Consider the following 25,198-nt stretch of genomic DNA (forward strand, 5'->3'; position numbering starts at 1 on the left):
CTGAGGTTGCGCGGCAATTGTGGCAGGTGACGCCGACAACGGGGGCTCAGGGCGACACTCGAGGGGGGCCGCGCGCCGCGAGCCGGGGCGCCGATCGGGCCCGGCTCCCGGCTCCCGGCACACGGCCCGGTGCTGCCCCGCCCCCTCTCAGCCCTTGCCGATCATTCCTTCGGGGAACGCCCCGGCGGCGAACGCCGTCATCAGCAGGCCCTTCGCGATCTCGGTGAGCCGTTCGACCCCGGCGGCACCCAGGTGCTCGTAGGGAGCCCGGTCGAGGCGGTCCGTCCGGTCCTCGATGTCCCGGCGCAGATCCTCGCCGGCCCGCGTCAGCTCGCCGTCCGTGTCGAGCAGCCCGCGCTCGCGCAGCCGCCCGGACGCCGCATCCCAGTCGTGCCGGGACCAGCCGCGTGTGCCCAGCACCCACTGGGGCACCATGCCCTTGCCGGTCGCGGTGTGGCTCACCAGGGCCTCCACCGGGTCGAGCCCGGCGTCCAGCAGCACCGCGAGGTGCCCGTCGCCCCGGTGCTCGCGCAGCAGGGTGGCCGCGTGCCAGAGCGCCAGGTGCGGCGCCTCGGGCACGGGGAGGTCCGCGTGCGCGGCGTACAGCGGGCGGGCGGCGCGGGTGCAGGCCTCGACCGCGCGCAGGGCGAGCTTCGCGGCCTCGGCCACCTCCCCGGAGGCGATGACGTCCTCACCGAGCAGCCGCCCGAGCGTCGCGTCCACGGCGCGCAGACGGGCCGCGAGCACCGTCTCCGGGGACGCGGTGCGCCACACGGCGGGCACGTGCCCGGCGACCAGTTCGTGCCGGAAGTTGAAGAATGTCGCCGTGACCGTGCCCGGGCCGACGGCGCCCATCGCGGCGGCGCGCACCGCGAAGTAGGCGGTCCGCTCGTTCTCGATGCCGATCGCGGCCAGTTCACGGCCCAGATCGGGCGAGAAGTAGTGCGTCGAGTGCAGCGGGTTGAGGACGTTGTGGCAGCGCCGACCGGCGCGCTCCGGCAGGGGGAGGCTCATACCCAGCACATTACTGACTGGTCGGTATGTCGTGAACTCCCGCGTCCCGGATGGCAGGAAAGGTGGGGTTCTCGTCATTGCCGCCACCCGCGGACCGGCCGAGAATCGTGACATGCGAACGGTCCTGATCGTCCTCTTCGACGGCGTGCAGAGCCTCGACGTCACCGGCCCCCTCGAAGTGTTCGCGGGCGCCGAGGCCCACCGCGGCGGCTCCTACGGCATCCGCACGGCCTCCCTGGACGGCGGCCCGGTCCGTTCCTCCAGCGGCCTCGTCCTGGTCCCGGACCGGGCGCTCGCCGACGCGCCGGACCCGCACACCCTGCTCGTTCCGGGCGGCAGCGGCACCCGGCGCCCGGATTCCCGCCTGATCGGCTGGCTGCGCGACCACGGCCCGGGCGCCGAGCGCCTCGTCTCGGTGTGCACCGGCGCCGGCCTGCTCGCGGCGGCGGGCCTGCTCGACGGCCGTCGAGCGACGACCCACTGGGCCCACTGCGACCGGCTCGCCCGCGACCATCCGGCGGTCACGGTCGATCCCGACCCCATCTACGTGCGCGACGGGAACGTGTCCACCTCGGCGGGCGTCACCTCCGGCATCGACCTGGCCCTCGCCCTCGTGGAGGAGGACCTGGGCCGTGACACCGCCCTCGTCATCGCCCGTCATCTCGTCGTCTTCCTCCGGCGGCCGGGCAACCAGGCGCAGTTCAGCGCCCAGCTCGCCGCCCAGACCGCGGCACGCGAACCGCTGAGGGAGGTCCAGCAGTGGATCTCCGAGCATCCGGGCGACGATCTGAGCGTCGAGTCGCTCGCGGTCCGTGCCCGTCTCTCGCCCCGTCACTTCGCCCGTGCCTTCCGGACGGAGACGGGAACGACACCCGGCCGGTACGTCGAGCGGGTGCGGCTCGAACACGCCCGCCGTCTCCTGGAGGACACCGCCGACGGCATCGAGGAGGTCTCCCGGGCCTGCGGCTACGGCACCCCCGAGGCCATGCGCCGCGCCTTCGTGAAACTCCTCGGCTCGGCACCGGCGGAGTACCGGCGCCGCTTCCGGCCGGCCTCCACCGGCTGAGGGCCCCGCAGGCCGACGGCCCCCGCCGGCCTGCGGCACACCCCTTCGACTTCGACTTCGACGAAAGGACCCCGATGCAGATCGCCACCCTCCTCTACGACCGCTTCACCGCCCTGGACGCCGTGGGCCCGTACGAGACGCTCGGCAGGCTGCCGGACGCCGACACCGTCTTCGTCGCCGAGCGCACCGGCCCGGTCCGCTCCGACACCGGTCGGCTCGCACTGACCGCGGACAGGAGCCTCGCGCAGGTACCGCGCCCGGACATCGTGGTCGTGCCGGGAGGGCCGGGCCAGAGCGACCAGATGGACAACCCGGTCCTGCTCGACTGGCTGCGGACCGCCGACGCCACCAGCCTCTGGACGACCTCGGTGTGCACCGGCTCCCTGCTGCTCGCCGCCGCGGGGCTGCTGGACGGGCGCCGGGCCACCTCCCACTGGCTGGCCCTCGACCAACTCGGGAGGTTCGGGGCCCGGGCCACGGGGGAGCGGGTCGTGTTCGACGGCAAGTACGTCACCTCGGCCGGTGTCTCCTCCGGCATCGACATGGGTCTCACGCTGCTCGGCCGGATCGCCGGGGACGAACACGCCCAGGCCGTCCAACTGCTGACGGAGTACGACCCGCAGCCGCCCTACGACGCCGGGTCCCCGGAGAAGGCACCCGCGCACCTCGTCGAGGAGTTCCGGGGCAAGAGCCGTTTCCTGCTGACGTAGACGCGGGGACTCCCGGTGCCGCTCACCGCGCCGAGAGGGTCCGGCGAGCGCTCACGGAGCCCACGTGAAGCGCGGCTGCCTGCGCTCCAGGAAGGCGGCGACCCCCTCGGCGGTGTCGCCGCCCGCGCGCGCCTGCTGCGTCCAGTGGGCGTCGCGGTCGGTGCGCCCGTTCACGAACTCCTTCGCCGCCGCCTGTGTCAGCAGTGAGCGGGCGGCCAGCACACGGGTGAACTCCGCGACCCGCTTGTCGAGTTCGCCCTCGGGCAGCACCTCGTCCACCAGGCCGGTGCGCAGCGCGCGCTCGGTGTCGATCAACTCACCCGAGAAAAGCAGGTACTTGGCGGCGGACGGACCCACCAGTTCCGCCAGCCTCCGGGTGGAGGAGGCCGGATAGACGATGCCGAGCTTCGCGGGAGTCACTCCGAACAGCGCGCCCTCCTGCGCGAAACGCAGATCGCAGGCGGCCGCGAGCTGGGACCCGCCGCCCACGCAGTAACCGCGGATCGCGGCCAGCGTCGGCTTCGGGAACGCGGCGAGGGCCTCCTCGGCGAGCACGGCGAGGCCCTGCGCCTCGTCCGGGGACTCCCGCAGCGTCGAGATGTCCGCCCCGGCGCAGAACGTGCCGCCCTCGCCGGTCAGGACGAGCGCGTGCACATCGGCTCGCGCGCTCAAGGCGTTCAGCAGCGGCGGCAGCGCGCGCCACATCGGCGTCGTCATGGCGTTCCGCTTGGCGGGGTGATGGATGACGACGGTGGCGACTCCGTCGCCGACGTGGTGCAACAGCTGCGGCTCCATAAGCCGGATGCTATCCGCACGGGCCGGCCGGACTCCGATCATGGTCCCGGACCCGTTTCCCGGACTGTCCCGGACCCGTTCCCGGGCCCTCGCGCGGGTGCCGGAGGCGCGAGGAACGAATCGGGTCACTGGGCGGGCAAACCCGTACAACCCGAATAGTTTCGGAAGTCGACGCGAAAGCGACTGGAGTTGTCGTAAAGTTTTCTTTTTCATGCATAGGCGATCAATTATCGGCGATAATTGCTGACTTCTGTTCAGTCAACCGGTACGGACCGGCGCATTACCAACACTCGACGTGTGGTGACAATCGAGCGCAAGGGCGGCGACCGGACGATGGAGAACCTCGGGCGGGGGTCCGACCCGAGCCCCGAAGGTGGAGTCGTGACTCCCGACGTCAGATCGCCGGAACCGCTGCCGTACGAGGGGGTGTGGCGGTTCACCGCCGCCGCCGTCGACGCCTCGGTGCCGCAGGCGCGGCACGCCGTCCGCGATCTGCTGGTCCGCCAGGCGGTGCCGGTCTCGGACGATGTCGTTCAGGGACTGTTGTTGATCGTCTCCGAACTGGTCACGAACGCCGTCAAGCACGCGGCACTTCTGTCGCCGATGCTCGCCGTGGAGGTCGCGGTCGGCGCCGACTGGGTCCGGGTGTCCGTCGAGGACGACCACCCCTACCGTCCGACCGCGCTGGAGGCCGACCACGGGCAGACCGGAGGCCGGGGCCTGCTGCTGGTCCGCGAGGTGACCAGGGAGTTCGGCGGAGGGTGCGACGTCGAGTACACCGCGGGCGGCGGCAAGGTGATCTGGGCCGCCCTGCCGCTCGCTCCGGGCCTCTGAGCGCCCGGCGGACCGGCTACCAGCCCGCGGACGAACCCGTCAGCTCCCGCATCGCCGGACGGGCCGCGTCCAGCACCGTCATGAACCACGCCGAGAAGGGGTCCTTCGCGTGCCGCTCCGCCAGCTCGGCGGCGGTCACGAAGACCGTCGAGCCGACCTCCTCGGGGTCGGGCCGCGGCACGGACTGCACCATCCCGACGAACAGGTGGTTGTACTCCTGCTCCACCAGGCCCGAGTCCGGGTCCGGGTGGTTGTAACGGACCGTGCCCGCCTCGGCGAGCAGCGTCGGGGAGACCCCGAGTTCCTCGTACGTGCGCCGGGCCGCCGCCGCGAAGGGTGCCTCGCCCGGGTAGGGGTGGCCGCAGCAGGTGTTCGACCACACACCGGGGGAGTGGTACTTGCCGAGCGCGCGCTGCTGCAGCAGCAGCCGGCCCTGTTCGTCGAAGAGGAACACCGAGAACGCTCTGTGCAGCTGTCCCGGGGCCTGATGGGCCGCGAGCTTCTCCGCCGTACCGATCGTATTGCCGTCCTCGTCGACCAGCTCCAGCAAGATCGCGTCAGCGGTGCCGTTCGACGAACTGTGCGTCGCGGTGGCAGGTGTGATCGGCATACCCATCCTTCGCATCGGTTTTCCAGCCCCAAGTCTGCCGTACGAAACCGGCACTCCCGGCACTTCGTCTCTCCGCATGTCCCGCCCCGGGGCACCAGGGCGGGACACGCGGCCGGTCTGGGTCAGACGCCGAACGCGGCCGGATACCTGATCGTGCCCGGCGCCACCGGCACGGAATCGTCGAGGACGAGGGCCATCAGATGCTCGGAGGGCACGTCGAAACCGGGCCGGATGCCATGGCCGGCGGCGGGCCCGAAGCCGAACCTCGGGTAGTACCCGGGATGCCCGAGCACGAGGACGAGCGCCTCGCCCCGCGCGCGTGCCGCCTCCAGCACCGCGCGGACGACGGCCGATCCGGCGCCACGGCGATGCAGGTCGGGACGGACGGCGACCGGCGCCAGCGCGGCGGCCGGGGCCTCGTCGACATGACAGCGGGTGATCAGGGCGTACGCCGCGATCGTGCCGTCCGGTGCCTCGGCGACGTACGACAGGCCGGGCAGCCACGCCCCGGGATCGGCGCGCAGCGCGTCCACCAGGTCGGCCTCCTCGGCCCGTCCGAAGGCGGCGGCGGTCACGGCGTGCACCTCGGCGACGTCGGCGGAGGTCTCCTGGCGGATGCGCCAGGCAGTGCTGTGTGCTGTGTGGTCGGTCATCGTGGAAACCCTTGGGTGACGGGCCCGGCCGACGCGTCGACGATGCCGGCGGGTCAGCCCCGGGCCCGGGAGACGGGGACACCGAAGTCGCTGCGCGCGGCAGCGCCTGTCACGGCCGTCATCAACCCACCTCCTGGGACCCTCCGCCACGCTAGCAGCGCCCGCCCGGGCGCCGCCTCCGGATTCGTGTCAGTGGCAGAGCTTCGCCTCGTGCTCGGCGTGTCCGCTCGGCTCCAGCTGGAACGTGCAGTGCTCGACGTCGAAGTGGACGCCCAGGCAGCCCTGGAGCTCGTGCAGGATCTTCTCGTGGCCGATCGCGTTCAGGACGTCGGAGCTGACGACCACGTGCGCGGAGAGCACCGGCATGCCGGAGGTGATGGTCCAGGCGTGCAGGTCGTGGACGTCCTCGACGCCGTCGAGGGCCAGGATGTGGGCGCGCACCTCCGCCATGTCGACCCCCTTGGGCGCCGCTTCCAGGAGCACGTCGAGGGTCTCCTGGAGCAGTTTCCAGGTACGCGGGACGATCATCAGCGCGATGGCGATCGAGGCGATCGGGTCCGCCGCCTGCCAGCCGGTGGTCATGATCACCACGGCGGCGAGGATGACCGCCACCGAGCCCAGCGCGTCCGCCGCGACCTCCAGGAACGCGCCGCGTACGTTCAGACTGTCCTTCTGCCCGCGCATCAGCAGCGTCAGCGAGACCGTGTTGGCGACCAGACCGAACACGCCGAACGCGATCGTCAGCCCGCCGTGGGTGTCCGCGGGCGTGATGAAACGCTGGATCGCCTCGATCAGCACATAACCGCCGACGACGAACAGCAGCAGACAGTTGGCGAGCGCGGCGAGGATCTCGGCCCGCGCGTAGCCGAAGGTCCGCTTCTCGCTCGGCGGGCGCGCCGCGAAGTGGATCGCGAGCAGGGCCATGCCGAGCCCCAGCGCGTCCGTCGCCATGTGCGCGGCGTCCGCGACGAGCGCGAGCGAATCGGCGAGGAGACCGCCGAAGATCTCGACGACCATGACGGTGAGCGTGATCGCCAGCGCGACACGCAGCCTCCCGCGGTACGCGGCCGTCGCCGTACCGGCCGGGGGCGCGCCGTGCGCGTGCCCGTGGTCCTGCCCAGCCCCCATGAAAGCCGCCTCCTGTGTTTCGCTCGGTCGTGCCAGTCAACTACGGGCGGGGGGTATCGGGCAACGCGGCACTGAACACCGTTGTCATATGCTCTGACCTGCGGAAACGATGCGCAGGTCAGAGCACCGGCGCGATCATGCGCCGGCGGCCTCCGGGTGGTGCAGCAGCCAGCCGCGCCAGGCCGACTCCACCATCTCGCGCACGTCGCGCCGCGCGCCCCAGCCCAGCTCCTGGGCGGCCAGCGCGGCCGAGGCGACCGCGCGCGGGGCGTCCCCGGGGCGGCGCGCTTCGACGAGGGCCGGCGTGGAGTTCCCGGTGACCTCGGCGATGAGCGTGACGAGCTCCCGTACCGAGACGCCCTCGCTCCGGCCGATGTTCACGGTCAGATCTCCGCTCGCCCCGTCCGTCAGCAGCCGGGCCGCCGCGAGATGCGCCTCGGCGAGGTCGGCGACATGGATGTAGTCGCGTACGCAGGTGCCGTCCGGGGTCGGGTAGTCGTCACCGAAGATCCGCGGGGCCTCGCCGCGGGTGAGGCGGTCGAACACCATCGGGACGATGTTGAAGATCCCGGTGTCGGCGAGCTCGGGCGCGGCCGCGCCCGCCACGTTGAAGTAGCGCAGGCACACCGTGGCGATCCCGTGCGCGCGCCCCGCCGCCCGCACCAGCCACTCGCCGGCGAGCTTCGTCTCGCCGTAGGGGCTCATCGGGGCACAGGGGGTGCCCTCCGTGATGAGGTCCACGCCGGGATTGCCGTAGACGGCCGCTGAGGAGGAGAAGACGAACCGCCGGACGCCCGCCTCCGCCACCGCCTCCAGCAGCGTCGCGAGACCGCCCACGTTCTCCTGGTAGTAGCGGGTCGGCTCGGCCACGGACTCGCCGACCTGCTTGCGGGCGGCGAGGTGCACCACACCCGTGATCCCGTGCTCCGCCAGGACCCGCTTGAGCAGATCACCGTCCAGCGACGACCCCTGCACGAGGGGAATGCTCCCCGGAAGCCGGTCCGGTGTCCCGGACGACAGGTCGTCGAGGGCGACGACGCGCTCTCCGGCCTCCGCCATCGCCCGCGCCACGTGTGCCCCGATGTATCCGGCCCCGCCTGTGATCAGCCATGTCATGGACGAACACCCTATGCGGGTCCGCGGCCGTGTCCGGTGTGCCCCGTTCCGGAGAAGGCCGGGCGCCGTGCGCGGTGCCGGGAATGTGCCGGTCCGCAGGGCCGCGCTTGTGACGCGGGCCCGGGATCCCCGATGATGATCGCGGCGCCGCCGGACAAAATCGGTTGATCGGGCCGTGAACAGGCGGTGAACCCCCGCTTCCGTTCATCCGATAGCCTCTGCCGACATGCCGCCGGGGCCGTCGCCATGAGCCGGCGGCCATCCCACCACGCACACGCCGGGCGCCAGGTCGCGCCGGCACCCAGGGAGTGAGTTCGCTGCCGACCGCCATCCTCACCGGCCAGCCGGTCCCCGGATCGTCGCTCGAAGGCGATCTGCGGTCGCTCGGCTTCGACGTGCGCCACGCGCTCGACGCGGGCGAGACCGAGACCCTGCTCGCCGCCGTGCCGGCGAACGATCGGGTCGCCGTCGTCGACGCCCGCTTCGTCGGGCATGTGCACGCCCTGCGTCTGGGGCTGACCGACCCCCGCTTCGCGGCCTCCGCCCTTCCCGGCGCCGTGTCCGTGCAGCCCGAGGCCCGGCGGGCCCTGACCCGTGCCGTGACCCGGGAGAACGTGGCGGCCGGCAACACCGCCGTGGCTCCGGAGAACCTCGCCGAGCGCCTCGGCGAGGCACTCGAGGCGGACGACCTCACCGTGTACCGGCCGGAACTCGGCACCCTCGTGGCCGCGGTTCCCGCCGATCCGCAGGAGCGCAACGGCGTCCGCCAGGCCGTCCTGGCCGTCGACGACGAGGCCGTACGGCTGCGCAGCGCGGTCAAGGCCCGCGACGGCTTCTTCACCACGTACTGCATCAGCCCGTACTCGCGCTACATCGCCCGCTGGTGCGCCCGCCGCGGTCTGACCCCGAACCAGGTCACCACCGCGTCGCTGATCACCGCGCTGATCGCCGCGGGCTGCGCCGCCACCGGCACCCGCGTCGGCTTCGTCGCGGCCGGTCTGCTGCTGCTGTTCTCCTTCGTCCTGGACTGCACGGACGGACAGCTCGCCCGTTACTCCCTGCAGTACTCGACGCTCGGCGCCTGGCTGGACGCGACCTTCGACCGCGCCAAGGAGTACGCCTACTACGCGGGACTCGCGCTCGGCGCGGCCCGCGGCGGCGACGACGTGTGGGCGCTCGCCCTCGGCGCGATGATCCTCCAGACCTGCCGGCACGTCGTGGACTTCTCCTTCAACGAGGCCAACCACGACGCCACGGCCAACACCAGCCCCACCGCGGCCCTCTCCGACAAGCTCGACAGCGTCGGCTGGACGGTCTGGGTGCGCCGGATGATAGTCCTGCCCATCGGCGAGCGATGGGCGATGATCGCCGTCCTGACGGCGCTGACGACCCCCCGTATCACCTTCTACGCGCTGCTCGTGGGCTGTGCCTTCGCGGCCACCTACACCACCGCGGGCCGGGTCCTGCGCTCGCTGACCCGCAAGGCGCGCCGCACGGACCGCGCCGCCCGGGCCCTGGCGGACCTCACCGACTCCGGCGCGCTCGCCGAGTACCTGACCCGCCACGCGGGCCGCCTCCCGCGCGTCGCCCCGGCCGTGGTCGCCTTCGCCGCCGGAGCGGCCGTCGTGACATCCGCCGCACTCGCCCCGTACGGCAGCTGGCTGCCCGTGCTCGGTGCCGTCGTGTACGTCCTGCTGTCGCCGGCCGCCCTGCTCAGGCCGCTCAAGGGCGCCCTGGACTGGCTGGTCCCGCCGTTCTACCGCGCGGCCGAATACCTCACCGTTCTGGCACTGGCGGTCAACGCCGGGATGAACGGAGTGCTTCCGGCGGCTTTCGGCCTCGTGGCCGCTGTCGCCTACCATCACTACGACACGGTGTACCGCATTCGCGGAAACGCCGGAGCCCCCCCGCACTGGCTGGTGCGGGCGATCGGCGGGCACGAAGGCAGAACGCTGCTGGTCACCGTCCTGGCCGCGCTGCTCGCCGCCGCACAGTTCAAGGTCGCGCTCACGGCTCTCGCCGTGGCCGTGGCGCTGCTGGTGCTCGTCGAGAGCATCCGCTTCTGGGTGTCCTCCGGGGCCCCCGCCGTACACGATGAAGGAGAACCCGCATGATCGGCCTCGTGCTGGCGGCCGGCGCCGGACGGCGTCTGCGCCCCTACACCGACAGCCTCCCGAAGGCTCTCGTGCCGGTGGGCCCCGCGGGCATAGAGGACTCCATCACGGTCCTGGACCTGACCCTCGGCAACTTCGCCGAGATCGGTCTGACCGAGGTCGGCATCATCGTCGGCTACCGCAAGGAAGCCGTCTACGACCGCAAGGACGCCCTCGAGGAGAAGTACGGCCTCAAGATCACCCTCATCGACAACGACAAGGCCGAGGAGTGGAACAACGCCTACTCCCTGTGGTGCGGTCGTGACGCCCTCAAGGACGGTGTGATCCTCGCCAACGGCGACACCGTGCACCCGGTCTCCGTCGAGAAGACGCTGCTCGCCGCCCGCGGCGACGGCAAGAAGATCATCCTCGCCCTCGACACGGTGAAGAAGCTCGCCGACGAGGAGATGAAGGTCGTCGTGGACCCCGACAAGGGCGTCCAGAAGATCACCAAGCTGATGGAGCCCTCCGAGGCCACCGGCGAGTACATCGGTGTGACCCTCATCGAGGGCGTTGCCGCCGCCGAGCTGGCCGACGCCCTGAAGACGGTGTGGGAGACCGACCCGCAGCAGTTCTACGAGCACGGCTACCAGGAGCTCGTCAACCGCGGCTTCCGGATCGACGTCGCGCCGATCGGCGAGGTCAAGTGGGTCGAGATCGACAACCACGACGACCTCGCCAAGGGACGTGAGATCGCGTGCCAGTACTGACGAGGCTCATCCCCTCGCCGGTCGTCGTCGACATCCGTCCCGGTGCCCTGGACGACCTGGCGGGCGTACTCAGCGACCAGCGCATCTCGCACTCGGGCAAGCTGGCCGTCGCGGTCAGCAACGGCTCGGGCGCGCGGCTGCGCGACCGCATCGCCCCGGCGCTGCCCGGCGCCACCTGGTACGAGGTCGGCGGCGGCACGCTCGACGACGCCATCCGGCTGGCCGGCGACATAAAGGCCGGACACTATGACGCGGTCGTGGGCCTGGGCGGCGGCAAGATCATCGACTGTGCCAAGTTCGCCGCGGCACGGGTCGGGCTGCCGCTGGTCGCGGTGCCCACGAACCTCGCGCACGACGGACTGTGCTCGCCGGTCGCCACCCTCGACAACGACGCGGGCCGCGGCTCCTACGGCGTGCCGAACCCGATCGCCGTGGTCATCGACCTCGACGTGATCCGCGAGGCGCCGGTCCGGTTCGTCCGGGCGGGCATCGGGGACGCCGTCTCCAACATCAACGCGATCGCGGACTGGGAACTGTCCAACCGCGTCACGGGCGAGAAGATCGACGGGCTGGCCGCCGCCATGGCGCGCCAGGCCGGCGAGGCCGTGCTCAGGCACCCCGGAGGGGTCGGCGACAACGACTTCCTCCAGGTGCTCGCCGAGGCGCTCGTCCTCACCGGCATCGCGATGTCGATCTCGGGCGACTCCCGTCCGGCCTCCGGCTCCTGCCACGAGATCAACCACGCCTTCGACCTCCTCTTCCCCAAGCGCGCGGCGAGCCACGGCGAGCAGTGCGGCCTGGGCGCGGCCTTCGCGATGTATCTGCGCGGCGCCCACGAGGACGCGGCCTTCATGGCCGAGGTGCTGCGGCGGCACGGACTGCCGGTGCTGCCCGAGGAGATCGGCTTCACCGTGGACGAGTTCGTCGAGGTCGTGGAGTTCGCTCCGCAGACCCGGCCCGGCCGCTACACGATCCTCGAACATCTCGACCTGAAAACCCACCAGATCAAGGACATCTACTCCGACTATGCCAAGGCCATCGGTAGCTGAACTCCGCCCTGTCGTCCATCCCCCCGGGGTGAAGGACCGGCGCAGCGGTGAGCACTGGGCGGGACGCCTGTACATGCGAGAGATCTCGCTGCGCTGCGACCGCTACCTGGTGAACACCAGGATCACGCCCAACCAGCTCACGTACCTGATGACCCTCTGCGGCGTGCTCGCGGCCCCCGCCCTGCTGGTGCCGGGGATCGCGGGCGCGGTGCTCGGCGTGGTGATGGTCCAGCTCTACCTGCTGCTCGACTGCGTCGACGGCGAGGTCGCGCGCTGGAAGAAGCAGTACTCCCTCGGCGGGGTCTACCTCGACCGCGTCGGCGCCTACCTGACCGACGCGGCCGTCCTCGTCGGCCTCGGCCTGCGGGCCGCGGACCTGTGGGGCAGCGGACGCGTCGACTGGCTGTGGGCCTTCCTGGGCACGCTGGCCGCCCTCGGCGCGATCCTGGTCAAGGCGGAGACCGATCTCGTCGGCGTCGCCCGCCACCAGGGCGGGCTGCCGCCGGTCAAGGAGTCCGCGTCCGAACCCCGCTCGTCGGGCGTGGCGCTGGCCCGCAGGGCCGCCGCGGCGCTCAAGTTCCACCGGCTGATCCTCGGCATCGAGGCGACCCTGCTGATCCTGGTCCTCGCGATCGCGGACCAGATCAGGGGCGACCTGTTCTTCACCCGGCTCGGCACCGCCGTGCTCGCCGGCATCGCGCTGGTGCAGACCGTGCTGCACCTGGTGTCCATCCTCGCCTCGAGCAGGCTCAAGTGAGTACGGCGACGAAGGTCGGTGCGGTGATCATCACCATGGGCAACCGCCCCGACGAGCTCAGGGCCCTTCTCGACTCGGTCGCCAAGCAGGACGGCGACCGCGTCGAGGTGGTCGTGGTCGGCAACGGCTCACCCGTCCCGGACGTCCCCGCGGGCGTCCGGACCGTCGAGCTGCCCGAGAACCTCGGCATACCCGGCGGCCGCAACGTGGGCATCGAGGCCTTCGGCCCCGGCGGCACCGACGTGGACGTCCTGCTCTTCCTGGACGACGACGGCCTGCTGGCCCGCCACGACACGGCGGAACTGTGCCGCCGCGCCTTCGCCGACGACCCCGAGCTCGGCATCGTCAGCTTCCGGATCGCCGACCCCGAGACGGGCGAGACCCAGCGCCGCCACGTCCCGAGGCTGCGCGCCTCCGACCCGATGCGCTCCTCGCGCGTCACCACGTTCCTCGGCGGCGCCAACGCGGTCCGTACGAAGGTCCTCGCCGAGGTCGGCGGGCTCCCGGACGCCTTCTTCTACGCCCATGAGGAGACCGACCTGGCCTGGCGGGCCCTCGACGCTGGCTGGATGATCGACTACCGCTCCGACATGGTGCTGTACCACCCGACGACCGCCCCGTCACGGCACGCGGTGTACCACCGGATGGTGGCCCGCAACCGGGTCTGGCTGGCACGCCGAAACCTTCCCGCGCCTCTCGTCCCGGTCTACCTCGGCGTCTGGATGCTCCTGACGCTGCTGCGCCGTCCCTCGCGGGCCGCGCTGCGGGCCTGGTTCGGCGGATTCCGGGAAGGCTGGAGGAGTCCGTGCGGACCGAGGCGTCCCATGAGGTGGCGCACGGTGTGGCGGCTGACCCGACTGGGCCGGCCTCCGGTCATCTGACAAGCCCGACTGGGCCGACCTCCGGTCATCTGACAAGCTCGATCCTGAGAGCACCCGGGCACAACCCGGTCCCCGGCCGATGCCGGGTGACCGGCCGGCCGTGCGCCTCTCGAAGACGAAAGTTTCCCCTTGTGAGTACGACGCAAGACGGCGGCATCGCCGTGAGCGACCGACCTTCGCCCGACGACGGGCTGTCCGCGGCCGACCTGGCCGCCAAGTACGGCCTCGCGGTCAGCGGTGCCCGGCCCGGACTGGCCGAGTACGTCCGTCAGCTGTGGAGCCGGCGGCACTTCATCCTCGCCTTCTCGCAGGCCAAGCTCACCGCCCAGTACAGCCAGGCCAAGCTGGGCCAGCTCTGGCAGGTGGCGACGCCGCTGCTCAACGCGGCCGTCTACTACTTCATCTTCGGCCTGATCCTGAAGGCCGACCGCGGGATGTCGCACGACGTGTACATCCCGTTCCTGGTGACGGGTGTCTTCGTCTTCACCTTCACGCAGAGCTCGGTCATGGCCGGCGTCCGGGCGATCTCGGGCAACCTGGGACTGGTGCGCGCGCTGCACTTCCCGCGTGCCTCGCTGCCCGTCTCGTTCGCCCTCCAGCAGCTCCAGCAGCTGTTGTTCTCGATGATCGTGCTGTTCATCGTGGCGATCGGCTTCGGCAGCTACCCGGGCCTGTCCTGGCTCCTGATCGTCCCGGTGCTGTTCCTCCAGTTCCTCTTCAACACCGGCCTCGCGCTGATCGTGGCGCGGATGGGTGCCAAGACGCCCGACCTCGCCCAGCTCATGCCGTTCATCCTGCGCACCTGGATGTACGCCTCCGGTGTCATGTTCTCCATCAGCACCATGCTGGCCGAAAGCCCCGAATGGGTAGCCCGCGCGCTCCAGGCGAACCCGGCCGCCGTCTACATGGACCTGATGCGCTTCGCGCTCATCGACGGCTACGGCGCCTCCCACCTGCCGTCGCACGTGTGGGCCATCGCCGTCTTCTGGGCCGTGGTCACGTCCGTCGGCGGTTTCGTCTACTTCTGGAAGGCTGAAGAGAGGTACGGCCGTGGCTGAGCTCGACAAGAGGTCGCACATCCCGACCGTCATCGCGGACGAACTGCACATCGTCTACCGCGTGAACGGCGCCAAGACCGGCAAGGGCAGCGCCACCGCGGCCCTCAGCCGCATCCTCAAGCGCGGTGAGGAACGCGGTGTGCGCAAGGTGCACGCCGTCAAGGGCGTCTCCTTCACCGCCTACCGCGGCGAGGCCATCGGCCTGATCGGCTCGAACGGCTCCGGCAAGTCCACCCTGCTGCGGGCCATCGCCGGTCTGCTGCCCGCCGAGAAGGGCAAGGTCTACACGGACGGCCAGCCCTCGCTGCTCGGGGTGAACGCGGCCCTGATGAACGACCTGACCGGCGAGCGCAACGTCATCCTGGGCGGGCTCGCCATGGGCATGTCCCGCGAGCAGGTCAAGGAGCGCTACCAGGAGATCGTCGACTTCTCGGGCATCAACGAGAAGGGCGACTTCATCACGCTGCCGATGCGGACCTACTCCTCCGGCATGGCGGCGCGGCTGCGCTTCTCCATCGCGGCGGCCAAGGACCACGACGTGCTGATGATCGACGAGGCCCTCGCGACCGGTGACCGCTCCTTCCAGAAGCGGTCCGAGGCCCGTATCCGCGAGCTGCGCAAGAGCGCGGGCACGGTGTTCCTGGTCAGCCACAACAACAAGTCGATCCGCGACACCTGCGACCGCGTGCTGTGGCTGGAGCGCGGCGAGCTGCGCATGGACGGCCCGACCGAGGACGTCCTCAAGGAGTACGAGAAGTTCACGGGCAAGTAGCCCGATTCGCCCAGGGCCCCGCCGGAACTCTCCGGTGGGGCCCCGCGTCTGCAAAGGAAACGCCAACTCCCGTCAGCGTGAGGAATCTTGACGCCAATCGGTGTGTTGTTGTGATGTGCAGGACACCCCGGCGGAGTGTGCCGCGTTGTACAACGTAAGCTGTACCGGTGCTGAAACGCGTCAAGTAGGGCGATAATACGCGACACCCGGCACCGTCACGCCGAGGCGGATCTCCGGGCGGCGTGTCCGAAATGGGCAGTGTTGGGTCGGCAGTGTAGAACGGGAGATGTGACGGCAATGGCTACGGTGACTCTCCAGCTCCGCGATGCGTGTGCCGTCCTCGCGCCGGGCGGCCAGCGGTGATCCAAGCCGGGACGGCCCGCACCGGCGATCCGGAGCGCGGCACCCTCGACAAAGCCGCGGACGAGAACTTTCCCGTGGCCCCTTTCTTCCTGCCCAGGGCCTGGCGCGACGACCTGATGGCCGTGTACGGCTTCGCCCGGCTCGTGGACGACATCGGTGACGGCGATCTCGCCCCCGGCGGTGCCGACGCGCGCCTCCTCGGCGTGGCGGACGCGGACGCCGGTGACCGCCTGGTCCTCCTCGACGCGCTCGAAGCCGATCTTCACCGGGTGTTCGACTCGGTCCCGCGCCACCCCCTGCTGCGCCGGCTCCGGCCCACGGCCCGCCGCGCGCGCCTGACCCCCGAGCCCTTTCTCGGCCTGATCGCGGCCAACCGCCAGGACCAGCTCGTCCAGCGCTACGAGACCTGGGACGATCTGCTCGCCTACTGCGAACTGTCCGCGAACCCCGTCGGCCGTCTCGTCCTCTCCGTCACCGGAACGTCCACGCCCGAGCGGGTCCGCCGCTCCGACGCGGTGTGCACGGGGCTGCAGATCGTCGAGCACCTCCAGGACGTGGCCGAGGACCTCGGCCGCGACCGCGTCTACCTGCCCGCCGAGGACATGAAGCGCTTTCACGTCGTCGAAGCGGATCTCGCCGTCGCCACAGCAGGCGCATCGGTGCGAGCACTGGTTGCATACGAAGCAGAACGCGCCTTGAACCTCCTGAATGAAGGCACCCCCCTCGTGGGTAGCGTCCACGGCAGGCTGAAACTGCTGCTCGCGGGGTTCGTCGCAGGGGGAAGGGCGGCGGTCCGCGCGATCGCCGCCGCCGAATACGACGTACTTCCCGGCCCGCCCAAGCCCGGCAAGCTCCAGCTGCTGCGCGAGGTGGGAGTGACTCTGCGAGGAGAGGGGTGATCCGGACCGTGGAGTCGGACCAGCACGTGTCCGCACCGGTACTCGCCGCGTACAGCTACTGCGAGGCGGTGACCGGTCAGCAGGCCCGTAATTTCGCGTACGGCATCAGGCTTCTGCCGACGTCCAAGCGCCGTGCGATGTCCGCGCTCTATGCGTTCTCCCGGCGCGTCGACGACATCGGCGACGGCACGCTGGCACCGGAGGTGAAGGGGGTGCGCCTGGAGGAGACCCGGGCGCTGCTCGCCCGTGTCCGTGCGGGCGAGGTCGAGGAGGACGACACCGACCCGGTCGCGGTCGCCCTCAGTCACACCGCCGAGTACTTCCCGGTACCCCTCGGAGGCCTGGACGAGCTCATCGACGGCGTGCTCATGGACGTACGCGGTGAGACGTACGAGACGTGGGACGACCTGAAGGTCTACTGCCGGTGCGTGGCCGGAGCGATCGGGCGGCTCTCGCTCGGGGTCTTCGGCACCGAACCGGGAGCGCGCGGCGCCGAGCGCGCCCCGGAGTACGCCGACACGCTCGGGCTCGCGCTCCAGCTCACCAACATCCTCCGGGACGTCCGGGAGGACGCCGAGGGAGGGCGCACCTATCTGCCCTCCGACGACCTGGCCAAGTTCGGCTGCTCGGCCGGGTTCGACGGGCCGACCCCGCCCGAGGGCTCCGACTTCGCGGGCCTCGTCCACTTCGAGGTGCGACGGGCGCGTGCCCTGTTCGCGGAGGGCTACCGGCTGCTGCCCATGCTGGACCGGCGCAGCGGCGCCTGTGTCGCGGCCATGGCGGGCATCTACCGGCGTCTCCTCGACCGCATCGAGCGCGAGCCGGAGGCCGTGCTGCGCGGCCGGGTGTCCCTGCCGGGGCGCGAGAAGGCGTACGTCGCCGTGCGCGGCCTCTCCGGTCTCGACGCCCGGAACGTCTCCCGCCGTACCGTCCGGAGGCGTGTCTGAATGGACGCGTGTCTGATGGACGAAAGGGGCGCAGGCGATGCGGCCGGCGAGAAGTGGCGGGCAACCCTCCGGTGCCGGGCGGCGTCCCTGACTGCAACGGCCTGCCGCGGATGGTCCGGCCGGCACGGCGCGGCCGCAGGGGAGGGTGCGTGATGAGCGAGGTCGAGTCCACGGACGACTCCGGCCGGTCCACCGCCGTGGTGATCGGCGGCGGGCTCGCCGGCATCACCGCCGCGCTCGCGCTGGCCGACGCCGGGCTCCGGGTGACGCTGCTGGAGGGCCGGCCGCGCCTCGGCGGTCTCGCGTTCTCCTTCCAGCGCGGCGAGCTCACCGTGGACAACGGACAGCACGTCTTCCTGCGCTGCTGCACCGCCTACCGCTGGTTCCTCGACCGCGTCGACGCGACCGCACTCGCGCCCCTGCAGGATCGTCTCGACGTGCCCGTTCTCGACCTGGAGGCACCCGAGGGACGACGGCTCGGCAGGATCGGCCGCTCCGCGCTGCCCGTACCGCTCCACCTGGCGCGCAGCCTCGCGACCTACCAGCACCTCTCGCTCGCCGAACGCGCCAGGGTCGGCCGGGCCGCGCTCGCGCTCAAGGGCCTGGACCTCACCGATCCGGCACTCGACGAGCAGAACTTCGGCGACTGGCTCGCTGGGCACGGTCAGTCGCGACGTGCCGTCGAAGCACTGTGGGACCTCGTGGGGGTCGCCACCCTCAACGCGGTGGCCCAGGACTCCTCGCTGGGGCTCGCCGCGATGGTGTTCAAGACGGGTCTGCTGTCCGACCCGGGCGCGGCCGACATCGGCTGGGCTCGCGTCCCGCTGGGCGAACTGCACGACACCCTGGCCCGCAAGGCTCTCGACTCCGCGGGCGTACGTACCGAGATCCGTACACGCGTCACCTCCGTCTCCCCTTACGAGAACGGCCGCTGGAGCGTTCAGGTTCCCGGCGAGCGCATCGACGCCGACGCCGTCGTGCTCGCCGTACCCCAGCGCGAGGCGTACGACCTGCTGCCCGAGGGGGCGCTCGACGCCCCCGAGCGGCTTCTGGACATCGGCACCGCGCCGATCCTCAACATCCACGTCGTCTACGACCGCAAGGTCCTCACCGCGCCGTTCTTCGCGGCCCTCGGCTCCCCGGTGCAGTGGGTCTTCGACCGCACCGAGGCGTCGGGGCTCCGCGAGGGACAGTACGTGGCGCTGTCGCAGTCGGCCGCGCAGGACGAGATCGACGAGCCCGTCGCCGTGCTCCGGGAGCGTTACCTGCCGGAACTGGAGCGACTGCTGCCCGGTGCGCGCGGCGCCGGCGTGAAGGACTTCTTCGTGACCCGGGAGCGCACCGCGACGTTCGCCCCCGCCCCGGGAGTCGGGCGGCTGCGGCCCGGCGCCCGTACCAAAGCCCCCGGCCTGTACCTGGCCGGAGCGTGGACCGCCACAGGGTGGCCCGCAACCATGGAGAGTGCGGTTCGCAGTGGAGTCGGTGCGGCGGACGCCGCGCTGAGCGCCCTGGGCCGGCCCCGCGACCATCTCCTCGGACTCTTCGAGGAGGCGGCATGACGCTCGACCGGAGCCTGGCAGGCCCCCGCACCCCCGGTACCGCAACAAGAGGAGAGATTGTGCCCACTGTGCCCCCGGCCGAAACGGCTGCCGACGCGGTGGACGTGACCGCGCTCCTGGAGCGCGGCCGGACCCTGGCCACACCGGTGCTCAAGGCGGCCGTCGACCGTCTGGCACCGCCCATGGACACCGTCGCCGCCTACCACTTCGGCTGGATCGACGCCGAGGGCAACCCCGCGGACGGCGACGGCGGCAAGGCGGTGCGCCCCGCGCTCGCCGTGCTCTCCGCACAGGCCGCCGGCGCCGCTCCCGAGGTGGGCGTCCCCGGCGCCGTCGCCGTCGAACTGGTGCACAACTTCTCGCTGCTGCACGACGACCTGATGGACGGCGACGAGCAGCGCCGCCACCGCGACACCGTCTGGAAGGTGCACGGCCCCGCCCAGGCGATCCTGGTCGGCGACGCCCTGTTCGCGCTGGCCAGCGAGGTCCTCCTGGAACTCGGCACCGTCGAGGCCGGCCGGGCCACCCGGCGTCTGACCACCGCCACCCGGGCCCTGATCGACGGCCAGGCCCAGGACATCTCCTACGAGCACCGCGACCGCGTCAGCGTCGAGGAGTGCCTGGAGATGGAGGGCAACAAGACCGGCGCCCTGCTCGCCTGCGCCTGCTCCATCGGCGCGGTCCTCGGCGGCGCCGACGACCTCACCGCCGACACGCTGGAGCGCTACGGCTACCACCTCGGCCTCGCCTTCCAGGCCGTCGACGACCTCCTCGGCATCTGGGGCGACCCGGAGGCCACGGGGAAGCAGACCTGGAGCGATCTGCGCCAGCGCAAGAAGTCCCTGCCGGTCGTGGCCGCGCTCGCCGCCGGCGGCGCCGCCTCCGAGCGGCTCGGCGCCCTGCTCGCCGAGGACGCCAAGGCCAGCGACTTCGAGAACTTCTCCGAGGAGGAGTTCGCCGTGCGCGCCGCGCTGATCGAGGAGGCGGGCGGCCGCGAGTGGACCGCCCAGGAAGCACGCCGCCAGCACGCGATCGCCATCGAGGCGCTGGACGCCGTACCGATGCCCGAACAGGTCCGCGCCCAGCTCGTGGCGCTGGCCGACTTCGTCGTCGTGCGGAAGAGATGATCGTTATCGGTCGAATAAACCTCGCGTAGTCGCCGGCCGGTGCCTTCCCCAAGCTTCGAACCTCGTTCGAGCGGGGGGATATCCATCCGAACGAACGCACCGGCCGACGGCGGACCCACAGCAGAGACACACCACTGCACGAAGGGGAAGCCATGACAGCGACGACCGACGGAAGCACCGGGGCACTTCCTCCCCGCGCTGCCTCGGCCAACGAGACCGTACGCGAGACGACTCCCGAGGCGGCCGGGACAGTCGAGACCCGAGACGCCGCCACGCGCGCCATGGAGCGCGCCACGGACTTCCTGCTCGCCCGGCAGGACGCCCAGGGCTGGTGGAAGGGCGACCTCGAGACGAACGTCACCATGGACGCCGAGGACCTGCTGCTCCGCCAGTTCCTGGGCATCCGCGACGAGCCGACCACCCGTGGCGCGGCGCTGTTCATCCGCGGTGAGCAGCGCGAGGACGGCACCTGGGCCTCGTTCTACGGCGGTCCGGGCGAGCTGTCCACCACCATCGAGGCGTACGTCGCCCTGCGGCTGGCCGGGGACGCCCCGGACGAGGCCCACATGGCGAGGGCGGCCGCGTGGATCCGCGGGCACGGCGGCATCGCCGCGGCCCGTGTCTTCACCCGGATCTGGCTCGCCCTGTTCGGCTGGTGGAAGTGGGACGACCTGCCCGAACTCCCGCCGGAGCTCATCTACCTGCCCAAGTGGATGCCGCTGAACATCTACGACTTCGGATGCTGGGCGCGGCAGACCATCGTGCCGCTCACCGTCGTCTCGGCGAAGCGTCCGGTGCGGCCAGCGCCGTTCGCGCTGGACGAACTGCACACCGACGCCCGTCACCCCAATCCCGTCAGGCCCCTTGCGCCCGTGGCCAGTTGGGACGGGGTCTTCCAGCGCCTGGACAAGGCACTGCACCAGTACCGCAGAGTCGCACCGCGCGCGCTGCGCAGAGCGGCGATGAACACCGCGGGCCGATGGATCATCGAGCGCCAGGAGAACGACGGCTGCTGGGGAGGCATCCAGCCTCCGGCCGTCTACTCGGTCATCGCGCTGCATCTGCTCGGCTACGACCTCCAGCACCCGGTGATGCGCGAGGGGCTGGCCTCGCTAAACCGTTTCGCCGTGTGGCGCGAGGACGGCGCCCGGATGATCGAGGCCTGTCAGTCGCCGGTGTGGGACACCTGCCTGGCCACCATCGCGCTGGCCGACGCGGGCGTGCCCGCCGACCATCCACAGCTCGTCAAGGCCGTGGACTGGATGCTCGGGGAGGAGATCGTCCGGCCCGGCGACTGGTCCGTCAAGCGGCCCCAACTGCCTCCGGGCGGCTGGGCGTTCGAGTTCCACAACGACAACTACCCTGACATCGACGACACCGCGGAGGTCGTCCTCGCACTGCGCCGCGTCCGGCATCACGACCCGGACCGCGTCGAGAACGCCATCGGACGCGGGGTCCGCTGGAATCTCGGCATGCAGTCCAAGGACGGCGGCTGGGGCGCGTTCGACGTCGACAACACCAGCGCCTTTCCCAACCGGCTGCCGTTCTGCGACTTCGGGGAGGTGATCGACCCGCCCTCCGCGGACGTCACGGCGCACGTGGTGGAGATGCTGGCGGTCGAGGGGCTCACGCACGACCCGCGCACCCGCCGGGGGATCGAGTGGCTGCTCGCCCACCAGGAGCCGAACGGCTCGTGGTTCGGGCGCTGGGGCGTCAACTACATCTACGGAACGGGGTCGGTGGTCCCGGCGCTCACGGCGGCAGGCCTGCCCGGCTCGCATCCGGCGATCCGCCGCGCGGTGGCCTGGCTGGAGTCCGTGCAGAACGAGGACGGCGGCTGGGGCGAGGACATGCGCTCCTACGACGACATCGCCGGCTGGAGCGGACGCGGCGCCTCGACCGCCTCGCAGACCGGCTGGGCGCTGCTCGCCCTGCTGGCCGCGGGGGAGCGCGACTCCAAGGCCGTCGAGCGCGCGGTGGTCTGGCTCGCGGAGACCCAGCTGTCCGACGGCACCTGGGACGAGCCGTACTTCACGGGGACCGGCTTCCCGTGGGACTTCTCGATCAACTACCACCTCTACCGCCAGGTCTTCCCGCTCACCGCACTCGGCCGCTACGTCCACGGGGAGCCCTTCTCCGCGGCGAAGGGGGGCTGATGGACAGGCCGCCCGCCCCGGACCCGCTCCTGATCGCCTGCGCGCTCGGCATCGAGCACCTCGCCCTGCGCAGCGGCGACCGGAGCGGCGCGGGCGGGCCGGTCACCGTGCTGCGCACCGGCATGGGACCCAGGGCCGCCGACCGGTCGGTCACCCGGGTGCTCGCCGACCCGGCGCTGACCGGGGCGGCCGTGCTGGCCACCGGATTCTGCGCGGGGCTCGCCCCGGGCATGCACCCCGGTGACCTGGTCGTCGCCGAGGAGACCCGGGACCCGGGCGGCACCACGCCGTGCGTGGGCACCGATCTGCTGGTCAAGGAACTCGTCCGCGCCGTGCCGGGGCGCACCGTCCACACGGGGCCGCTCACCGGCTCCGACCACGTGGTCCGCGGTCACGAGCGCGCCGATCTGCTCGCCACCGGCGCCATCGCCGTCGACATGGAGTCGGCGGCCACGCTGCTCGGCGCCGTCCGCTCGGGCACCCGTCCCGTTGCGGCCGTCCGGGTGGTCGTGGATGCTCCAGAACATGAACTCGTCCGAATCGGCACGTTCCGCGGTGGAATATCAGCCTTCCGCGTTCTTCGTTCCGTGCTTCCCGCTTTTTTCGAATGGCACCGTTCTTTGTCGCTCCCTCGGAGGTGAGCCGTATGGCCATGCCGCTTCGGCAGTCCATGAAGGTCGCTGCATACCTGTTTGAACAGAAGCTCAGGAAGCGGGACAAGTTCGCCCTGCTCGTCGAACTCGAGCCGCTCTTCGCGTGCAACCTCGCGTGCGAGGGCTGCGGCAAGATCCAGCACCCCGCCGGTGTGCTCAAGCAGCGCATGCCGGTCGCCCAGGCGGTGGGCGCGGTCCTCGAATCCGGCGCGCCGATGGTGTCCATCGCCGGCGGCGAACCGCTGATGCACCCTCAGATCGACGAGATCGTCCGCCAGTTGGTGGCGAAGAAGAAGTTCGTCTTCCTCTGCACCAACGCCATGCTGATGCGCAAGAAGATGGACAAGTTCAAGCCCTCGCCGTACTTCGCGTGGGCCGTGCACATCGACGGGCTGCGCGAACGGCACGACGAGTCCGTCGCGAAGGAAGGCGTCTTCGACGAGGCCGTCGAGGCGATCAAGGAGGCCAAGCGGCGCGGCTTCCGCGTCACGACGAACTCGACCTTCTTCAACACCGACACCCCGCAGACCGTCATCGAGGTGCTGAACTACCTCAACGACGACCTGAAGGTCGACGAGATGATGCTCTCGCCCGCCTACGCCTACGAGAAGGCTCCCGACCAGGAGCACTTCCTCGGCGTCCAGCAGACCCGGGAACTGTTCAAGAAGGCCTTCGCGGGCGGCAACCGGCGCCGCTGGAGGCTCAACCAGAGCCCGCTCTTCCTGGACTTCCTGGAGGGCAAGGTCGACTTCCCGTGCACCGCGTGGGCGATCCCGAGCTACTCGCTCTTCGGCTGGCAGCGGCCCTGCTACCTGATGAGCGACGGGTACGTGCAGACGTACAAGCAGCTCCTGGAGGAGACCGACTGGGACTCCTACGGCCGCGGCAAGGACGAGAGGTGCGCGAACTGCATGGCCCACTGCGGCTACGAGCCGACCGCGGTCCTCGCCACCATGGGCTCCCTCAAGGAGTCGATCCGCGCCGCCCGCGAGACCTTCACGGAAAGCCGCGGGTGATGTCATGACCGCCGTTTCCCTGGGCCTCCCCGAGGTACCGGTCCGGCCGATCGCGGAGCGCCGCGTCTCGCGGCGGATCCAGGTCGGGCCGGTGGCGGTCGGCGGCGGGGCTCCCGTGTCCGTCCAGTCGATGACCACGACCCGTACGTCCGACGTCGGTGCCACGCTCCAGCAGATCGCCGAGCTGACCGCGTCCGGCTGCCAGATCGTCCGGGTCGCCTGTCCCACGCAGGACGACGCCGACGCGCTCGCCACGATCGCCAGGAAGTCGCAGATCCCGGTGATCGCGGACATCCACTTCCAGCCGAAGTACGTGTTCGCGGCGATCGACGCAGGCTGTGCCGCAGTCCGCGTCAACCCCGGCAACATCAAGCAGTTCGACGACAAGGTGAAGGAGATCGCGCGGGCCGCCCGCGACGCCGGGATCCCGATTCGCATCGGGGTGAACGCCGGCTCGCTCGACCGGCGTCTGCTGGAGAAGTACGGCAGGGCGACGCCCGAGGCGCTCGTGGAGTCGGCGCTGTGGGAGGCCTCGCTCTTCGAGGAGCACGGCTTCCGGGACATCAAGATCTCGGTCAAGCACAACGACCCGGTGATCATGGTGAACGCCTACCGTCAGCTGGCCGCCGCCTGCGACTACCCGCTGCACCTCGGCGTGACCGAGGCGGGGCCGGCGTTCCAGGGCACCATCAAGTCGGCCGTCGCCTTCGGCGCCCTGCTCTCCGAGGGCATCGGCGACACCATCCGGGTGTCGCTGAGCGCGCCGCCCGCCGAGGAGTGCAAGGTCGGCATCCAGATCCTGGAGTCGCTCGGACTGCGGCAGAGGCGCCTGGAGATCGTCTCCTGCCCGTCCTGCGGGCGCGCCCAGGTCGACGTCTACAAGCTGGCCGACGAGGTCACGGCCGGTCTGGAGGGGATGGAGGTCCCGTTGCGCGTCGCCGTCATGGGCTGCGTCGTCAACGGTCCCGGCGAGGCGCGGGAGGCGGATCTGGGGGTCGCCTCCGGCAACGGAAAGGGGCAGATCTTCGTCAAGGGCGAGGTCATCAAGACCGTCCCCGAGTCGAAGATCGTCGAGACCCTCATCGACGAGGCGATGAAGCTCGCCGAGCAGATGGAGAACGACGGCGTCGCGTCCGGGGAACCGGCCGTCACCGTGAGCTGATCAGCACGGA

Annotated in this window: 25 protein-coding genes; 19 read left to right on the top strand and 6 right to left on the bottom strand. The window is 71.1% G+C overall.

Annotation, left to right across the window (positions count from 1 at the left end; all coding sequences use genetic code 11):
- Positions 1-147: 147 nt before the first annotated feature.
- Positions 148-1,014: a hypothetical protein gene (locus ACH4S8_RS00520; protein ID WP_398389498.1), complete on the bottom strand. Its 867-nt coding sequence runs from the start codon at positions 1,012-1,014 to the stop codon at positions 148-150.
- 112 nt (positions 1,015-1,126) lie between these two features.
- Here ACH4S8_RS00520 and ACH4S8_RS00525 point away from each other — a divergent pair, with 112 nt between their 5' ends.
- Both ACH4S8_RS00525 and ACH4S8_RS00530 read left to right on the top strand, forming a co-directional pair.
- Entirely contained in the window at positions 1,127-2,080 is a 954-nt protein-coding gene (locus ACH4S8_RS00525; protein ID WP_398389500.1) for a GlxA family transcriptional regulator, read from the top strand.
- 74 nt (positions 2,081-2,154) lie between these two features.
- Complete coding sequence (locus ACH4S8_RS00530; protein ID WP_398389502.1) at positions 2,155-2,790, top strand: DJ-1/PfpI family protein; 636 nt, start codon at positions 2,155-2,157, stop codon at positions 2,788-2,790.
- A gap of 51 nt (positions 2,791-2,841) precedes the next feature.
- Here the strand turns inward: ACH4S8_RS00530 and ACH4S8_RS00535 are convergent, their stop codons facing one another.
- A complete protein-coding gene (locus ACH4S8_RS00535; protein ID WP_398389504.1) occupies positions 2,842-3,585 on the bottom strand; it encodes an enoyl-CoA hydratase/isomerase family protein in 744 nt (247 codons plus the stop codon).
- Between the two features lie 333 nt (positions 3,586-3,918).
- On the opposite strand from ACH4S8_RS00535, the gene ACH4S8_RS00540 reads away from it, so the two are divergent.
- Positions 3,919-4,419 (top strand): ATP-binding protein, encoded by a 501-nt coding sequence (locus tag ACH4S8_RS00540; protein ID WP_398390670.1) that lies wholly within the window; start codon positions 3,919-3,921, stop codon positions 4,417-4,419.
- A 16-nt stretch (positions 4,420-4,435) separates the two neighbouring features.
- Here ACH4S8_RS00540 and idi read toward each other — a convergent pair whose 3' ends face one another.
- The 4 genes from idi to galE all read right to left on the bottom strand — a co-directional run bounded on the left by idi (position 4,436) and on the right by galE (position 7,926).
- Entirely contained in the window at positions 4,436-5,029 is a 594-nt protein-coding gene (gene idi / locus ACH4S8_RS00545; RefSeq protein WP_398389506.1) for an isopentenyl-diphosphate Delta-isomerase, read from the bottom strand.
- 122 nt (positions 5,030-5,151) lie between these two features.
- Positions 5,152-5,682, bottom strand: a complete 531-nt coding sequence (locus ACH4S8_RS00550) for a GNAT family N-acetyltransferase (protein WP_398389508.1) — start codon at positions 5,680-5,682, stop codon at positions 5,152-5,154.
- 189 nt (positions 5,683-5,871) lie between these two features.
- Complete coding sequence (locus ACH4S8_RS00555) at positions 5,872-6,810, bottom strand: cation diffusion facilitator family transporter (protein WP_398389510.1); 939 nt, start codon at positions 6,808-6,810, stop codon at positions 5,872-5,874.
- Between the two features lie 135 nt (positions 6,811-6,945).
- Positions 6,946-7,926, bottom strand: a complete 981-nt coding sequence (galE, locus tag ACH4S8_RS00560; protein WP_398389512.1) for a UDP-glucose 4-epimerase GalE — start codon at positions 7,924-7,926, stop codon at positions 6,946-6,948.
- A 317-nt stretch (positions 7,927-8,243) separates the two neighbouring features.
- Between galE and ACH4S8_RS00565 the strand changes: the two genes are divergently transcribed.
- From ACH4S8_RS00565 to ispG, 16 genes are all read left to right on the top strand, one after another.
- Positions 8,244-10,040: a DUF5941 domain-containing protein gene (locus ACH4S8_RS00565; RefSeq protein WP_398390672.1), complete on the top strand. Its 1,797-nt coding sequence runs from the start codon at positions 8,244-8,246 to the stop codon at positions 10,038-10,040.
- Positions 10,037-10,789, top strand: a complete 753-nt coding sequence (locus ACH4S8_RS00570; RefSeq protein ID WP_398389514.1) for a sugar phosphate nucleotidyltransferase — start codon at positions 10,037-10,039, stop codon at positions 10,787-10,789. The genes ACH4S8_RS00565 and ACH4S8_RS00570 overlap by 4 nt, the downstream gene beginning before the upstream one ends.
- Entirely contained in the window at positions 10,777-11,838 is a 1,062-nt protein-coding gene (locus ACH4S8_RS00575; protein ID WP_398389515.1) for an iron-containing alcohol dehydrogenase family protein, read from the top strand. The genes ACH4S8_RS00570 and ACH4S8_RS00575 overlap by 13 nt, the downstream gene beginning before the upstream one ends.
- Positions 11,816-12,595 carry a CDP-alcohol phosphatidyltransferase family protein gene (locus ACH4S8_RS00580; protein ID WP_398389517.1) on the top strand — a complete coding sequence of 260 codons (780 nt, stop codon included), beginning with the start codon at positions 11,816-11,818 and terminating at the stop codon, positions 12,593-12,595. Before ACH4S8_RS00575 ends, ACH4S8_RS00580 begins: the two co-directional genes overlap by 23 nt.
- 35 nt (positions 12,596-12,630) lie before the next feature.
- Positions 12,631-13,476, top strand: a complete 846-nt coding sequence (locus ACH4S8_RS00585) for a glycosyltransferase family 2 protein (RefSeq protein ID WP_398390674.1) — start codon at positions 12,631-12,633, stop codon at positions 13,474-13,476.
- Positions 13,477-13,637: 161 nt separating this feature from the next.
- Positions 13,638-14,534, top strand: coding sequence for an ABC transporter permease (locus ACH4S8_RS00590; RefSeq protein WP_398390676.1), 897 nt, complete (start codon positions 13,638-13,640; stop codon positions 14,532-14,534).
- Positions 14,527-15,306 carry an ABC transporter ATP-binding protein gene (locus ACH4S8_RS00595; protein ID WP_398389519.1) on the top strand — a complete coding sequence of 260 codons (780 nt, stop codon included), beginning with the start codon at positions 14,527-14,529 and terminating at the stop codon, positions 15,304-15,306. Before ACH4S8_RS00590 ends, ACH4S8_RS00595 begins: the two co-directional genes overlap by 8 nt.
- Positions 15,307-15,665: 359 nt before the next feature.
- Complete coding sequence (hpnC, locus tag ACH4S8_RS00600; RefSeq protein WP_398389520.1) at positions 15,666-16,568, top strand: squalene synthase HpnC; 903 nt, start codon at positions 15,666-15,668, stop codon at positions 16,566-16,568.
- A complete protein-coding gene (gene hpnD, locus ACH4S8_RS00605; protein ID WP_398389521.1) occupies positions 16,565-17,515 on the top strand; it encodes a presqualene diphosphate synthase HpnD in 951 nt (316 codons plus the stop codon). Before hpnC ends, hpnD begins: the two co-directional genes overlap by 4 nt.
- Positions 17,516-17,530: 15 nt before the next feature.
- Positions 17,531-17,668 carry a DUF6380 family protein gene (locus tag ACH4S8_RS00610; protein WP_398389523.1) on the top strand — a complete coding sequence of 46 codons (138 nt, stop codon included), beginning with the start codon at positions 17,531-17,533 and terminating at the stop codon, positions 17,666-17,668.
- Entirely contained in the window at positions 17,668-19,074 is a 1,407-nt protein-coding gene (gene hpnE, locus ACH4S8_RS00615) for a hydroxysqualene dehydroxylase HpnE (protein WP_398389524.1), read from the top strand. Before ACH4S8_RS00610 ends, hpnE begins: the two co-directional genes overlap by 1 nt.
- Before the next feature lie 59 nt (positions 19,075-19,133).
- Positions 19,134-20,201, top strand: coding sequence for a polyprenyl synthetase family protein (locus tag ACH4S8_RS00620; RefSeq protein ID WP_398389526.1), 1,068 nt, complete (start codon positions 19,134-19,136; stop codon positions 20,199-20,201).
- 152 nt (positions 20,202-20,353) lie between these two features.
- The gene (gene shc / locus ACH4S8_RS00625) at positions 20,354-22,357 is read left to right on the top strand and encodes a squalene--hopene cyclase (protein WP_398389528.1); all 2,004 of its coding nucleotides are present in this window, start codon (positions 20,354-20,356) and stop codon (positions 22,355-22,357) included.
- Positions 22,357-22,998 carry a 1-hydroxy-2-methyl-2-butenyl 4-diphosphate reductase gene (locus ACH4S8_RS00630; protein WP_398389529.1) on the top strand — a complete coding sequence of 214 codons (642 nt, stop codon included), beginning with the start codon at positions 22,357-22,359 and terminating at the stop codon, positions 22,996-22,998. The genes shc and ACH4S8_RS00630 overlap by 1 nt, the downstream gene beginning before the upstream one ends.
- Before the next feature lie 5 nt (positions 22,999-23,003).
- Complete coding sequence (hpnH, locus tag ACH4S8_RS00635; RefSeq protein ID WP_384793070.1) at positions 23,004-24,026, top strand: adenosyl-hopene transferase HpnH; 1,023 nt, start codon at positions 23,004-23,006, stop codon at positions 24,024-24,026.
- Positions 24,027-24,030: 4 nt separating this feature from the next.
- Entirely contained in the window at positions 24,031-25,188 is a 1,158-nt protein-coding gene (ispG, locus tag ACH4S8_RS00640) for a flavodoxin-dependent (E)-4-hydroxy-3-methylbut-2-enyl-diphosphate synthase (RefSeq protein WP_398389531.1), read from the top strand.
- Positions 25,189-25,198: the final 10 nt, after the last annotated feature.

The sequence above is a fragment of the Streptomyces sp. NPDC021080 genome (assembly GCF_044333225.1).
Classification (GTDB): Bacteria; Actinomycetota; Actinomycetes; order Streptomycetales; family Streptomycetaceae; genus Streptomyces.

Excerpts from the sequence above, each read along its gene's own strand:
- ACH4S8_RS00520 (WP_398389498.1), bottom strand. The coding sequence starts at position 1,014 with ATGAGCCTCCCCCTGCCGGAGCGCGCCGGTCGGCGCTGCCACAACGTC.
- ACH4S8_RS00525 (WP_398389500.1), top strand. The coding sequence starts at position 1,127 with ATGCGAACGGTCCTGATCGTCCTCTTCGACGGCGTGCAGAGCCTCGAC.
- ACH4S8_RS00530 (WP_398389502.1), top strand. The coding sequence starts at position 2,155 with ATGCAGATCGCCACCCTCCTCTACGACCGCTTCACCGCCCTGGACGCC.
- ACH4S8_RS00535 (WP_398389504.1), bottom strand. The coding sequence starts at position 3,585 with ATGGAGCCGCAGCTGTTGCACCACGTCGGCGACGGAGTCGCCACCGTC.
- ACH4S8_RS00540 (WP_398390670.1), top strand. The coding sequence starts at position 3,919 with ATGGAGAACCTCGGGCGGGGGTCCGACCCGAGCCCCGAAGGTGGAGTC.
- idi (WP_398389506.1), bottom strand. The coding sequence starts at position 5,029 with ATGCCGATCACACCTGCCACCGCGACGCACAGTTCGTCGAACGGCACC.
- ACH4S8_RS00550 (WP_398389508.1), bottom strand. The coding sequence starts at position 5,682 with ATGACCGACCACACAGCACACAGCACTGCCTGGCGCATCCGCCAGGAG.
- ACH4S8_RS00555 (WP_398389510.1), bottom strand. The coding sequence starts at position 6,810 with ATGGGGGCTGGGCAGGACCACGGGCACGCGCACGGCGCGCCCCCGGCC.
- galE (WP_398389512.1), bottom strand. The coding sequence starts at position 7,926 with ATGACATGGCTGATCACAGGCGGGGCCGGATACATCGGGGCACACGTG.
- ACH4S8_RS00570 (WP_398389514.1), top strand. The coding sequence starts at position 10,037 with ATGATCGGCCTCGTGCTGGCGGCCGGCGCCGGACGGCGTCTGCGCCCC.
- ACH4S8_RS00580 (WP_398389517.1), top strand. The coding sequence starts at position 11,816 with ATGCCAAGGCCATCGGTAGCTGAACTCCGCCCTGTCGTCCATCCCCCC.
- ACH4S8_RS00585 (WP_398390674.1), top strand. The coding sequence starts at position 12,631 with ATGGGCAACCGCCCCGACGAGCTCAGGGCCCTTCTCGACTCGGTCGCC.
- ACH4S8_RS00610 (WP_398389523.1), top strand. The coding sequence starts at position 17,531 with ATGGACGAAAGGGGCGCAGGCGATGCGGCCGGCGAGAAGTGGCGGGCA.
- hpnE (WP_398389524.1), top strand. The coding sequence starts at position 17,668 with ATGAGCGAGGTCGAGTCCACGGACGACTCCGGCCGGTCCACCGCCGTG.
- shc (WP_398389528.1), top strand. The coding sequence starts at position 20,354 with ATGACAGCGACGACCGACGGAAGCACCGGGGCACTTCCTCCCCGCGCT.
- ACH4S8_RS00630 (WP_398389529.1), top strand. The coding sequence starts at position 22,357 with ATGGACAGGCCGCCCGCCCCGGACCCGCTCCTGATCGCCTGCGCGCTC.
- hpnH (WP_384793070.1), top strand. The coding sequence starts at position 23,004 with ATGGCCATGCCGCTTCGGCAGTCCATGAAGGTCGCTGCATACCTGTTT.
- ispG (WP_398389531.1), top strand. The coding sequence starts at position 24,031 with ATGACCGCCGTTTCCCTGGGCCTCCCCGAGGTACCGGTCCGGCCGATC.